At 67.6% G+C, this 13,545-nt stretch carries 9 protein-coding genes; 8 read left to right on the forward strand and 1 reads right to left on the reverse strand.

The window, feature by feature from the left end; genetic code table 11:
* Positions 1-256: 256 nt before the first annotated feature.
* The 7 genes from PV364_RS39935 to PV364_RS39965 all read left to right on the forward strand — a co-directional run bounded on the left by PV364_RS39935 (position 257) and on the right by PV364_RS39965 (position 9,781).
* A complete protein-coding gene (locus PV364_RS39935; RefSeq protein WP_319665853.1) occupies positions 257-1,321 on the forward strand; it encodes a hypothetical protein in 1,065 nt (354 codons plus the stop codon).
* Positions 1,322-2,118: 797 nt separating this feature from the next.
* Positions 2,119-3,171 (forward strand): ImmA/IrrE family metallo-endopeptidase, encoded by a 1,053-nt coding sequence (locus tag PV364_RS39940; protein WP_319665854.1) that lies wholly within the window; start codon positions 2,119-2,121, stop codon positions 3,169-3,171.
* Between the two features lie 424 nt (positions 3,172-3,595).
* Entirely contained in the window at positions 3,596-3,940 is a 345-nt protein-coding gene (locus tag PV364_RS39945) for a hypothetical protein (RefSeq protein ID WP_319665855.1), read from the forward strand.
* Positions 3,941-4,194: 254 nt separating this feature from the next.
* The gene (locus PV364_RS39950; protein ID WP_319665856.1) at positions 4,195-5,214 is read left to right on the forward strand and encodes a protein kinase family protein; all 1,020 of its coding nucleotides are present in this window, start codon (positions 4,195-4,197) and stop codon (positions 5,212-5,214) included.
* A gap of 243 nt (positions 5,215-5,457) precedes the next feature.
* A complete protein-coding gene (locus PV364_RS39955; protein ID WP_319665857.1) occupies positions 5,458-6,225 on the forward strand; it encodes a TnsA-like heteromeric transposase endonuclease subunit in 768 nt (255 codons plus the stop codon).
* Positions 6,222-8,651 (forward strand): integrase, encoded by a 2,430-nt coding sequence (locus tag PV364_RS39960; protein ID WP_319665858.1) that lies wholly within the window; start codon positions 6,222-6,224, stop codon positions 8,649-8,651. Before PV364_RS39955 ends, PV364_RS39960 begins: the two co-directional genes overlap by 4 nt.
* An 83-nt stretch (positions 8,652-8,734) precedes the next feature.
* On the forward strand, positions 8,735-9,781 hold the full coding sequence (locus tag PV364_RS39965; protein WP_319665859.1) for an ATP-binding protein: 1,047 nt from the start codon (positions 8,735-8,737) through the stop codon (positions 9,779-9,781).
* A 72-nt stretch (positions 9,782-9,853) separates the two neighbouring features.
* On the opposite strand, the gene PV364_RS39970 is transcribed toward PV364_RS39965, so the two are convergent.
* Positions 9,854-12,304, reverse strand: coding sequence for a DEAD/DEAH box helicase (locus PV364_RS39970; protein ID WP_319665860.1), 2,451 nt, complete (start codon positions 12,302-12,304; stop codon positions 9,854-9,856).
* Positions 12,305-12,547: 243 nt separating this feature from the next.
* Here PV364_RS39970 and PV364_RS39975 point away from each other — a divergent pair, with 243 nt between their 5' ends.
* Entirely contained in the window at positions 12,548-13,483 is a 936-nt protein-coding gene (locus PV364_RS39975) for a hypothetical protein (protein ID WP_319665861.1), read from the forward strand.
* The last annotated feature ends 62 nt before the right edge of the window (positions 13,484-13,545 follow it).

Below are 13,545 nucleotides of genomic sequence, written 5' to 3' on the forward strand. Positions count from 1 at the left end.
CGGACGCCGCTTCGCCGCACTCTTCCTTGCGCACGTGCGGCGCTTTACGGTCGATTGCATGGCCAACGGGGTGTTTCATACCAAGTACGGTATAAAGATCAATCTGACTCGCGAAGATCTGGGCCACCCGGAACGGCCCGGGCTACTGGAGGAAATCACTCAGTCAGTTGGGCAGCGAGCCCGAGATCTCCTGCAGTGCCTGAAGGATTACGACGGCGGCCAATGCCAGTGCGCACTGGCCGACAAGACGCCTTGGATGTTCGTACGCCGGCAGCGCCGCGGCGGCACCGTGGCGTGGGTGGCGGCCCACCTGCCGCTCACCCATGTCGCTACGCCACAGGAGAGCGAGAAGCACAAGGCGATGAAGGAGCGGATCGCCCGCACCGCGTCCCAGCACGGGCTCCAGGTGCAAACCGAGGCCCGGTCCGAAGACGGAAAGGTGATCACCGACGTACTGGTGACCGGAGCCGGCGGAAGTATCGGATGGGAGGCGCAGTACTCGCCCGTCAGCGCCAGCACCGTACGTCGCCGCTCCGCCAACGCCAGAGCCCTCAACATCGCTCCGCTGTGGGTGACCGGGGACGAGACCTCCGCCCTGATCGACCGAGTGCCCTGGGCCCGAGTGGACAACGTGCCCTGGCAACGCATTGCCTCCCCCCTGACCATGATGATCCGTGGTGGCGTACGGCACCTGCAGATCTGGAAGTGCACCCCCGTCAGCGAGCGCACCTGCCCAGAAGCCGGCCACGCCTGCGGCAGATGGCACAGCGGCTGGTTCCTGCCCGCCCTGTGCATCCCACAGGAACGCGCCACCTCCCTGGACGAACTCGTCGTCACCAGCGCCGACGGCGAACACCTCGCCGTCCGCGCCCGAAACCGGCACGACCCCAAACGGATCTCCTACCTGTGGGCACTCGCCCGAGATGTACGGCAGTGGCAGGAGCTCACCGGCGAGAGCGACAGCCCGCCCGAGTCCGGCCCGGACGACGAGCCGGTCACCTACGCCGAGCAGGACCTCGACAGTTCCTGCTGCTACGGCGACGAGCGGCACGGGACCAGCGATCCTCGCCCCCGCCGCGAAATGGCCTCGGCCATCGGCCTGCACACCTTCGACGAGGCCCGAGACGGCACCCACCGCCAGCCCAGCCGCCCCATTCAACTCCGGCTGACTCCTCGCGAGCGCTCTGTGCTTGCCACCCAGCTGAGGTGTCCGCCCTGGGAGATCGGCCCATGCATGCTGTGTGCAGCCCCCATCCATCGCTACGGACCACGCAGTCCCCTCGTCTGCACACCCTGCCGCTCCAGCTCCCCACTTCCCTAGCAGCGGACTCTGGTCGGCAGAACACCAGATTCCTTGGCAGGTCACGTGCCAAAACCGTTGCTGACAACCATCCAGCTCGGCTCCCCGGCAATCGGCGACCGGGCGGGGTCACCCAGTCTTCAGGCATTGCAAGTGAAGTCCGACCATGCCTATGCCACGGCATTGAGCCCCAGGGCGAGGAGGGCAACAAGGAGGGTGAGCGAGCCGCCGAATGCAACTCCGGCTCGCAGGAATGCGGCGGGTACCAAGGCACCATCAGCGCGTGCAAGAAGTGCCGCCCCCACAGCCGTCAAAGCCGCGGTAAGAACGGCGACCAGCAGGAGCAGGGCGAGGCGAGGACAAGGCTAAACCCGCAACGTGCATTCATCCTTCTGGGGGATCAGGTTGATGTTGCCCTGTGCGCTGCGGAGATCGCCGACAGGCTGTCTGCAGAGGCGTACGCCCTGGTCCTGCTCCTAATTCCCTGGGCTGCGGCCCATGAGTTCCAGGGCTGGAACGCTCTCAGGCCTATCTGCGGTGCAGCAAGTGAGGGAGGGGCTGGGATTGTTGATCGAAGGGCAGCCGGAGGGACGTGCTGGCGGTCGCGGCGGAGGTGATGGAGTTGTGCACAGCAGCAGCCAGGACTGCCTGAGAGCGGGTTCGATCGGATTCGGCGCGCAGTACGACCTCAGAACGTGGCGGAGGCGTGCTGGGGACGTCGATTTTGCCTTGCCCGCACGGGAGTCCGGCAGCAGTTCCCCGGACCGGCATGCCCGCCTCAAGCCGTTTCTGGCCGGCCAGGGGTAAGGGCAGGCGCGATGAGGCAGGTTTTCTCCGCGGTGGCGCCGGGGCAGGCGCAGGCGATACTGGCCGTAGTGGAGCGGTATCACCCGGGCCGACTCGATGCCTTGCGGACGGATACTTTGGTAGAGCTGCGCGCATGGAGGGCGGAGATCCAGCTACGGATGGATGATCCGAGGAGCGGCTGGGGACCGTGCTCGGTGGACGGCGAGTACAACGACGACACCTGCCCGCCCTCCCTAATCGTCGGTGAGGCGTCGTCGCTGCGCGAGCAAGCATTCACCGCCCTGCACGAACTGGGGCACCATCTGCAGCAGCAGTCCGACTCCGGTCTTCGCGCTCTCCTGTCCGAGTGGAGTTGGGGCGAGTCCAAAGCACTGGAGGAAGAGGCGTGCGATGCCTTCGCCGCCCGTGTCCTGCTCCCCGAGCCTCATCTTCCCGACGCTCTGCAGAAAACAGGGCCGACGGCTGCCGACGTAGTCGCACTGCTCAGCAGCTCGCATGCCTCGCGGGAGGCCTGCTGTGTGCGCGCCTCGGAATTCTTCCTCAGCAGCGGCCTCGTGGTGCTTCTCGACGCGGAAGGCAGAGTTGTCTTCGCGGCCCGCCACGGCATGATGCCGCCCCAGCGCGGTTCCGACCAAGCGGCCACCCCGCTGATCCGTGCCGCGTTGAGGAGCCGAGGCAGCGCCCAGGTGGACCGGACCCACCTCGTCCTTTGCGACGGGCAGCATCCCAGTGAGGATCTGTACGGTCAGGCCGCGTGGCTGGACGAGAATTACCTGGTGGCGGTGCTCGGTGTCGATCAGGTGGCCTGGCGCCGGTTCAGTCCGCCCAGGTCCGGCAGCAGTACGAGCCGATTCCACTCAGGGAGGCTCTGCGAGACCTGCGGCGAGGAGGTCTCGGTGTCGGAGACCTGCGAGAAGTGTCGGCAACCGAAATTTCCGCATGGGCAATGCGGCTGCGCTGCCGCCTGGCCTGCCGCGTATCGGTGGTGCCCCTTGTGCATCCAGAGGAAGTTCACGGCGCAGTTCCCGCAGCCGGGTCAAACCGCCTGCCGGGACTGTGATTAGAGACTCCGCAACCCGCCCTCATCAGTGGCTTGCCGAGGGCCCGGACGATTCGCACGGTGCGACGTGAAGCATCGGTGGACGCCACCGGTGGCGTCCCGCCGCCGGCCCGCGGGGGCTGGCTATGCCTGTGGCACGGCCGCCCAGGGCACTGCGGGGCGGCTTCGCCCTGGCCGTCTACATCCTCAACCCTGATCTGCCCGAGCAGACAATGACCATCGCCTGTGGGCTCGGGCGACCGAACACACCTACGTCTTCTTCAACGGCTCATGGCGGTCCGCCACCAGTACAGTGACGGTCCCTTGTGTATGTGGTACTCGGGTGATCCCCCCCAACAGCGTTGGAACCGGCGGCGCGACGGGTCAGCCGTACTCCACGGGCTATCAAGGCCCTGTCCGGCGGATCACGGCGTCGTAGTCTGCCGCACATGCACAGCACATTGACCGAGCACGCCCGGTGTCTTTACGGAGACGAATACCGTCCGACACCGGCATGCGGTCAGGAGCACCGCGAGCACTACTTCGTCGAGGAACTGACCTTCGCTGATGCGGACGCGATCCTCTCGATGCTTCGGGAGCTCAGCCCGAACCTGGTCGACGGCCAGCTCCCGGTCTGGATCCGCAACCTCGCCTATCGGCTCGTGCTCCTGCAGAGGCCGGACGAGCCTGCGCTTCTGCGGGAGGCCGCACAGAACCTGTGGCTGCACGGCCCGGATTGGGACGACATCGCGGCACAACTCGAGCGGCGGGCCGAAGAGCTTGAAGCCCGCTGACGGAACTGGCGGAGCGTCACCTTCCGTCATAGGCGGATCGAGGTCACGGTGAAGACGTAGCGTCCGCTCCCCCTTGCCGGGGGTCTTTGAGAGGGCGGAAAGCGAGCTTCTGTTTGCTTGGTCCTTGCGCGTGAGGCAGGCGTGCAGGTCAGAGCGCATTTGTTGAGGGTTGCGGGCTTCCGGACTCAAGGAGTCGGCCAGGCGAGAGTCGGGCTCCCGGCGCAGTCGTCGAACTCCCCGTAGGGTAAGGCCCCATGTCCTTCGCCGCGCGACTGACCGCGTACAGCGCCATCTCCACTTCCCTGGCTCTGCTCAGCGATCACGCGCTGGCGAAAGTCCTGGATGCGGCCGCGCCAATCGGATCCGGGATCGGAGGGACGTCGGCGCTGTTGGATGTCGCCGGCATGCCCGTGTTCGTCAAGCGGGTGCCGCTGACCGACCTGGAACGGAGGCCGGAGAACGTCCGGTCCACGGCGAACCTGTTCGAGCTGCCGTTGTTCTGCCACTACGGCATCGGCGGGCCGAGCTTTGGAGCGTGGCGGGAACTGGCTGCACACGCCATGACCACGAGCTGGGTGCTCGCGGGCGACTACGAGGGTTTCCCGCTGATGTACCACTGGCGGGTGGTGCCGGATTCGATGCCGCTGCCCGAGGAGCTGTCCGACATCGAGGGCACGGTCGCCTTTTGGGGCGGCGGATCGCAGGTGCGCCGGCGCATCGAGGAGCTGCGGGACTCCTCGGCGAGCATCGGGCTGTTCCTGGAGTACATCCCGCAGAACGTGCATCAGTGGCTCGGCGAGCAGATAAACGCCCGTGGAGAGGCCGCCGATCGGGCGTGCGCGATGGTGGAGCGGAACCTGGAGGCAGGGATCTCGTTCATGAACGCCCGCGGCCTGCTGCACTTTGACGCCCACTTCCAGAACATCCTCACTGATGGCGAGCGCCTGTATTTCGCGGACTACGGGCTGGCCATCTCCACCCGGTTCGAGCTGGCGAAGGACGAATCCGCCTTCTTCGAACGGCACCAGAACTACGACCGCTGCTACACGGCCATGTACACGTCGCAATGGCTGGTCACTGCGCTTTACGGGTCCGGGCGGGAAGATCGCGAGGCCCGGCTGCGCGCGTATGCCCAGGGTGAGGTCCCTACTGGAGCCCCCGCGACGGCCGCGGCGGTCCTCGCCCGCGACGCGCCGGCCGCCGTCGTGATGACGGACTTCTTCCGCAGACTCCAGCACGAGAGCAGGCAGGTGCCGTACCCGATAGAGCTTTGAGAGGGCGGGGAGCGGGTTCGGCCTGGTGTGTCACCGAGTCAAACCCCCGGCACGTGGCGTGGAGCGGGGCGGGGCTGTCATCGGCTGCTGAGTCAGCATCCACGGCACGTGCCCTGGCTCAGCGGTTCGTCCAAGGTCGTCCGGAACCTGACGCCGTCACCGTTGCCGCGAACAGGCGTTGTGCTAAGAGGTTCGCAGGGCGTCCTTCGGACGGTGCGGCCCATCGACAGAAAGAGGGTCTGCATGGCGCGGAAGTTACGGGAGTTACTGGTCGTGTATCAGGGCCCGAACGGGATCCGGCGTACGCTGCCGGCGGAGCAGATCGCCGGGGTTCCCCTCGCCGAGCTGCGTGAGGTGTGGAAGCCCTCGCGGCATCCGAGCCAGCGCAGCATCGTCACCTATTGGTGGGCGGCGACCACCCGGCGTCATGTGGGCTGCCGGTCACTGGATCGGCTCGCGACCGCCATGCTGCTGGACTTCCACCCCGGGGTGGTCGCTTTCAGCGCCTGGTCGGCGCAGCTGGTCTGGCGGGAGCGCGGCCGCGAGCACCGCATGGTCCCGGATTTCTTCGTCCGTACCGCGGCGGGGACCACGATAGTCGTCCTGTGCCCGCCGAAGACGGGGCCGAGCGAGCGCTTCGAGCGAGGGTTGCAGGTCCTCCGCGAGGCCTGCGCGGACGCTGGGTGGCAGCCGGCAGCCCCGCGGCTGCCAGGGACAACGGCCCTGGCGAACTTGCGGTGGATCTCCCGGCGGAGGCATCCGCGGTTTGGTGACGCGGAGGTCGAGGCGTCGCTGGTGCGGGCGTTCGCAGCACCACGGCCTTTGATGAACGGCGTCGAGACCTGCGGGGTACCGCGGATACTGGCCTTGCCGCGGCTGCATCACATGCTGTGGCACCGGCGGCTGGGGGTGGACTGGAATCTCCCGCTGGGCCCAGAGTCACTAGTAGGTCCGCTGGGTGAGGGCGAGCCGGAAGCGCTTCGGGCCCCGCTTTCCGTGGAGCGCCGGTGACCATGGACGAGGCTGACGAGCGGGCGGCGCTGACGGTACGCACAGCCCCTCGTGGAATGCTGGTGCGCGGGGACCAGGTGCGTTGGCGTGGCGGACAGTACGTCGTCGCTGGTGTCGACGGCGTGCGGGTCTTTCTGGAGCCCTCCTCTTCCAGCGGCGCCACGCCGGTGGTGGTGCTGTTGTCGTTGCTGGCTGCGGCATTGGACTTCGCTGTACTCGATTCCCATGGACGGCCGCTGCTGCAGGCGGAACTCCCGGATTTCGCGATGATGGAGGGCATCCCGGCGCACGCGGCGGAGGCCGCGCGGCGCTGGGAACGGGCGATCATTGAGGTCGAGACCGGGCTGCTGCCGGGGGCGCCGCCGGGAACGCGTCCGAGGCCGGCCTACGACCCGCAGAGCACGACGCTGATCGAGCGCTACCAGGCCAAGGCCGCGGAGTTCAACGCGCTGCTGGGATGGTCGGTGTCCTGGCAGACGGTGCAGGCCAAGCGGTTGAAGTACTGCAAGGAGCGAACGGCCCTGGCGTTGGTGGACGGGCGTAGTACCAAGGCGCGCCGACAGCACGGGCTGACCGATCCGCGGGTGGTCGATCAGTTGCTGACGTTGGTTGATCGGCAGCGTCAGCAGCTGGATGCGCCCAGCGACGCCAGGAAGTTGTTCAAGCAGTTGCGCCGGGTAGTGCGGGCCACGCACGGACAGGGGGTGAAACTGCCGGCCGAACCGACGTTGTACAAGCTGCTGCAGCGGCTGGGTATCGAGGCCCGCGACCTTGCCGGCTCCTGCGTACCGGGCCTGCCGCGGTCGGCTGGCGGGGCGGTGCCGCCTTTCTCGGTGACGAGAGCCACCATGCCCGGCGAGCTGGTGCAGATCGATTCGACCGGTCTGGACGTGTGGGTCCTGGGCGACGACGGTCAGCCGGCACGGGCCGAACTGACCGCTGCGGTGTGTGTGGCCACGCGCAGCATCATCGCCGCGGTGCTGCGGCCCAAGCAGCCGCAGCAGCGCGGCGAGGTCCGAAAGGCGGCCCAGGGTGGCCTGATCACGGGCAGGCGTGCCCGCGGGCGGGCGACGAGGGCAGTGGACGCGTGCGAGGTCCTGGCCCAGGCTCTGGTGCCGGCGCCGATGCGGCCCGGGTTCGACATGGTCGTCCACGCCAGCTCTTCAGACCTGCCGTACGAGGAGTTGATGGCGGTCGATCCACGGTTCGCGCAGGCCGCGGCACGGCCGGTGATCATCCCGGACCTGGTGGTGATCGACCACGGCAAGGTCTTCGTGGGAAACACGTTCCGCGATGCCTGCGAGTACCTGGGGATCTCGATCCGTCCGGCCCGTAAAAGGACCGGATCTGACAAGGCGATCATCGAGCGCACGTTCTTGTCGATCAAGTCGATGTTCAGCCAGCACGTGAACACCTACACCGGGAACCAGCCGTACCGGGTCCGCAGGACTGTGGACGGTGAGCAGTTGTGGACGCTGGCCGAACTCGACGACATGCTGCAGCAATGGATCGCGCTGGAGTGGCAGAACAAGCCGCATCCGGAGTTCGACGACCCGTACGACCCATACATGCCGGAGCTGTCGCCGAACCAGATGTACGCGGCGTGCGTCGCGGTCGAGGGCTACCTGCCGATCCCACTGAACCGGGAGGACTATCTGCGGCTGCTGCCGACGGCGTGGGTGGGTGTGAGCGAGCAGGGCATCCGGTTCAAGAACCGCACCTATGACCACCCCGCTCGCGACCCGAAGGAGGGACTGAACCCCTACCGGCGGGTGCCTTCGGGGTTGCAGGGCAGGAAGCACAACGGCTGGGAGCTGCGGTACTCCCCCAACGACCTGTCCCGGGTGTGGCTGCGGGACCACCGCACCAACATCTGGGTGGAGGCGGTGTGGGTGCACCAGCACGTGATCGGAGCTCCGTTCACGCAATTCCTTTGGGACATCGCTGCATCACAGCACCTCGAGCGGGGCGGCGAACTCAAAGACGATGAGACGATCGCGCAGGTACTGGCGGAACTGCTGGACCGCGCTTCCCGCGGCCCGGAACGGTCCGGGACGGTGACCGTGCCCGACGGATACGCCCCACTGCCGGCACCCGGTCCCGCCCACGAGTTCGACCCCTATGCCGGGCACGACATGGCGGACCTCTTGGCCGCCGCCCACGCCGCGTCGTCTGCGGACGACCCGCTGGCGCTGGACGATCTCGGCTTGTACTCCCCCGGCCCTGCTCCGGGTGACGCCGGCATCGACTGGTCGCAGCCGCCGCAGCCACCGGACCCTGCCTGGGCTGCCTGGGAGCGGGAGCAGGACGCGACCGGGCCGGCAGATCCACCCGTCGCTGCCGGAGGTGATGACTTCGATGCCCGTTACCAGCGGACTCTGACGGAGTTTGCCCAGCGGCAGCGCGACGACGACGCCGAGTCGTGAGCACCCGCGCGACATCGGCTTGCTGCAGCCGGCTCACGAGCTGCAGCAGACACCGGCACAGAGTTTTGAGGGAGCACACGCAGATGGCGGAACTGACCCGCGAGGAATGGCTGGCGCTCAGCAACCCGACGGTGCCGGAGAAGATGCTCCTGGCACCGCCGGTCCCGATGTGGCCTCAGGACTGCCATGCCTGGCGCGCTCGGGCCGACAGGCTCGATGAAGTCCCGGAGCTCGCGGACTGCGCCCCGATGGGCACGAAGGTCACCGACAACGATCGGCGGCTGCTGTACTCCGCGCACATGCGGACTGTGCGCACGCCTGCGATCCGCAAAGGGATCCCGGTGACGGCCGAGCCGATCAAAGCGAACCGGCAGCGGATCGGAGGAAAGATCGCGATCGTTATCGAAGGACCGCGCGGCACGGGGAAGTCGACGCTCCTGGACGCGATCGCCGTGTACTGGCATCGGCGGCTGAGTCGGCTGTACGGGCCGGATGAGAACCGGATTCCGGTCGTCGCGTTGACCGTGCCGCCACCGGGTCGCGGGAACGTACGCAACTGGGCCGGCGCGTTCGCCCGCTTTCTGGGGCAGGAACGCGAGGGCGGCGACCCGACGGCTTCGGTGATCCGTACGATGCGCAACGCCCGCACCCTGCTGGTCGTCGTCGACTCCATCGAGCGGCTCCGCACCCGCACCGAAATCGAGCAGGCGTTCCAGTACCTGGATGTCATCAGCGAGGAGACCGGTGCGACGTTCATCTACTGCGGCCGCAACGCGCACCCGATCGTCGACCCGCAGACCCGCGACAACGACACCCCACTCGAGCAGGACGAGACGCCGTGGGGCGACAGCGTGGTCCTGCGCACCAGCCGGATCGGCTACAGCGACGAGGAGATGGCATCCTTCGTTTCCATCGTCGACCTGTTCGACGCAGATCTGCGGCTGTTCCGGCACGAGCGCGGTGACCTGACCGCGCTGGCCCCGTACCTGCACAGGCGCAGCCGCGGCTATATGCGCACGCTGTCCCACCTGATCTGCCAGGCGGCACAAGGAGCGATCCTGAGCGGGGAGGAGCGCATCACCGAGGAGCTGCTGAAGAAGGTGTCGCTCGGGCAAACAGTGCAGTTGTGAACGATACGGGTCTGTGCCCAGCTGTCCGGTGTCGTCCCCCGTCCGTCGGGCTTCCCGGCGCGGGGGATGCGGCTATGCCGCAGGCGCAGGCCCCTTCGGCTTGCCTTCCTTCAGCTTCTTCTGCATCTTTTCCCACCGCCGGCGCTGCTCGGCGTTGAGGATATGGGGGGTGGAACGGAAGAGCCCGATCCACCAGCCCAGCGGGTTCACTCTGTCGGCAATGGCCGACCTCCGGCACTCGTAGTGCCTTTGCGGCACGTCCAGATGGCCTTCTCGTTTCAGAAACACCGCGGCGTCTTGGAGGGCGAGGTCGAACTTCGACTCCAGGTCGGAGAGCTCGCTGTTCCGGGAGTCCGCCTCCCTGGCCTGTGGCACCACAGCGAGGGAGGGCTTGCTGTAGGCGGGTTCCGGATCGTCGGTTCGCGTCGCGACGGCAAGGGCGTGCTTGGTTCCGCCGTATTCGCGGCCGTCTGGCCGCGGATGGATCCCGATGGCACGCAGCAGGTCCCGCTGCTCTCGGTGGTGCAGTCGGAAGAAGTCACGCTGCTGGCGACTGACCCACTCGTCGATGGTGCCGTCGCCGCGCTGGTACGGAACGTTTGGGGTGCGGCGCCATGGTTCAGGGCCGGGTGACAAGAGCTTGGCGCGCAGGTACTTGCGGTGCCAATCCCGGGGCCAGGGCGGGTTCCAGTATGGATCGATCGTTTCCAATGCCTGCTGGCGCTCGGCGGGCAGCCGGCCGGCAGTCGCCTTTTGCCGCTGGGCGGCGAGCCAGGCGCCCAACTTGTGGCCGCCGACCTCTTCGCTGCCGGGGACAAGGAGGTGGCCGTTGTCTTCCGCCCAGGCCCGGGCGCGTTCGAGCATCGACTCGGGCGCGGACTTGCCGGCGGCCCACCGCATGCCGAGCGCGTCCAACGCCTCGTATTGCTCGGCCGGGAGGCGGTCCAGGGCGTGCCGCAGGCGAAGGTTGCTCAAGCACAGGCCCAGCGAGAAGCCATCGTCGTCGATATAGGGAGCGGGGACGTCCAGGTGTCCGAAGCGCTGGTGGTAGGCGCTGGCCGAGGCGCGTGCCTGCTCCCAGGTGCCGATGGCGGGTACAGCGATCTCCAGGCCCAGAACTGCTGCCAGTTGGGCTGCTCGCTCCGGGTGGGCGTAGAAGCTGGGCTGTACCTGCAGGCGGCCGCCGCGGGGCCGTGTGATGGGCAGAGCGATGCGGTCCATGAACGATTCGTCGTGCGCGCGCAGTGCCTGCAGCAAGGTGAACAGGGTCTCGAACGAGGAGTTTTTGAACAGGTCCGTGGCCTTGGCGCCGCGGCGAGCGTAGACGGGGAAGACGAGGGTGGTTTTCTTTCCGGCGCCGGGGGGTTGCCGAAGCCCGCGGCCGATGGCCTGGATGGCGTCGATGATGCTGTAGCGGGGCTGCACGAAGACCACGGCGTCGACATCGGGCATGTCGACGCCCTCGTTGAGGACGCGGACGTTGGACAGGACCGCGCACGGCCGGTGGGGATCGCCGAAGTCGAGCAGTAAGGCATGACGGTCCGCGTTCGGCTGCTTGCTGTGGACGGCCTGCGACCACAGCGCTTCGTGGCGCAGCGGCGGGCCGACTTGCAGAGCGGTCTGCGGCAGCGAAGCGGCAAATGCCTCGGCGTCATCGATGCGGTTGTAGAAGACCAGGACTCGGCGCAGCCCGTGTTCCGAGATCGCACGTAAAAGGGCGACCTGGACGGCGCCGTTGCGTAACCCGTCGTGGTGGGCCGTAACGCCGGGTGCCCTGGCTGCCAGGATGGCGTGCAGGTCGGCGTCCTCGTCCTCGACAACCGGTACCACGACCTGGTAGTCGGCCAGGATGCCTTGATCGATGGCTTGCGCCATACCCAGCTGGTACACGGTCGGCCCGAAGATTTCACGGCGCTCCATGGTGGCCAGGGGAATCCGCTCCGTCAAAAGTTCGTCCGTGGCGGCCCGTCTTCTTCCCCAGACTCTGGGGGTGGCGGTCATGTACAGGCGGATCTTGGCCGGGATCGCGGCATCGTCGTGGACGGTTCCCCATCCGGTGCCGAACGCGGAGCAGGTGCGGTGGGCTTCGTCGACGACGACGAGATCCCATGGCGGTGATCCGAACTGGGCGTGGGCCTCGCGGATGTGGTGGAGTGAATCGTAGGTCGTGAACACGGTGAAGGGGCCGCCGGCTTTGGCCGCGGCTGCGATCTTCTGCGGGTGTTGGGTCATCACCACATCGTCCGTGGACATGCCGGTGTCGCGTTGAGTCACGGAACACACCCCGAGCGCCACTCCGTTGCGCCCGGCCTCACGCCACCGCCGGATGGTCTGCACCACCAGGGCTCTGGTCGGCATCACCACCAGGACATTGCCGCGTCGCACCAGGATGCCCGCCGCGGCGACGGCGACCAGCGTCTTGCCCGTGCCGCACGCGCTGACCAGTGTCATGCGCGACTCACCAGCGGCCGCGGCGGCCTTGATCGCGGCAAGCGCGGCGGCCTGGTGCTCGCGTAGTTTCACCACACCTCCGGAAGATCCGTTGCGGATCGCGCGGGGAATGTACCCGCCCAAAGCACCACTCCGACGGGCCTATCAGCGACTTTCAGCCAAAGTCCTCCTCTAGTGGGTAAAGGAGGGCGAACAGCGCGCATGTGCGAGTGGGACGCCGTAAAGAGGTTGGGGCCTGCGATCCGTTCAGGGGCGGGCTTCCCGTTGCGGCAGCCGCCGGAACTGCATCTCGGCGGTACGGAGAGGAGCCCACCAATGGCGACGACGGCCGGTCGTTCCCGCAGTGCTGGCGCGCCTGCGCGCAGGAGCAAGGCCTGGCGGCCGGCACAGCGGCTCGCCCTGTCGGTGCGGTCCATCGGCGGGGAGTCGACCGGCTCCTTCGCGCGGCGACTGGCAGACGCCAACGGCATCCCCGACCAGGAGTTCTGGGCCATGTTCGGCACGCCGGCCCGTAAAAACGGTGCCCCGAGCGACCCCCGCTACAGCGATGGATACCTGAACGCCGCGGCTCTCGAGCGCCTGGCCGTCATGGCCGGCCGACAGGTCAGGGAACTGCAATTCGCACTGCCGAACCTGCGCCCCCACCGGCTCCTGCCCGAACAAGCCGATCCGGTCTGGGACTGGCCCTGGGACACGTCCGGCTGCTTCCTGGTGCGGGTATGCGAGGTGTGCGCCCACATCAAGAACACCAGCCTGCTCTCCTACCTCGCCTCTGACTCAACCTGGCAGGTGTGCTGGAGTCATCGCCGCTGGCTGGACAATCGCCGCGAGCCCGGGACGGACGCCATCACCTTGGACGCCCTGCCCGAGGTCCTCGACGCGCACCAGCAGCGGGTCGTACTGGAACGCAGGTTGGGCGCCGGCGGACGCGCGCTGTTCGCGGACGCCTACACGATCGTCTCGTACTGGTGGAACGTCCCCGCACTGAACGCACCCGTATGGCGAAGCCGCCAGCACCTACTGGCCAGGGCCGGCCGGGACCACCTGCGTGTGGCGCCGCTGGTTTTCTACCCGGAAGCGGTCCAACTGGCTCAAGCGGTCGCAGCCCGGGAGCGGCAGCGACTGCGACGCGCCCTGACCCCCGAGGGCCACTATCGGTGGCTGGACAAAGTGGCTGCGGCCATGGACCGGTGGGGCATCCCGAGCGAACCAGGGCTAGTGCGTTGGCCACGAACGTTGCTGGGGTGCTGAGGACCCCCTGGTCGGTGCTCGCGGTGCTGGATTGGTGGCGCCATCCTCGATGTCGACGTGGT

The organism is Streptomyces sp. MI02-7b, assembly GCF_033793585.1.
Taxonomy (GTDB): domain Bacteria; phylum Actinomycetota; class Actinomycetes; order Streptomycetales; family Streptomycetaceae; genus Actinacidiphila.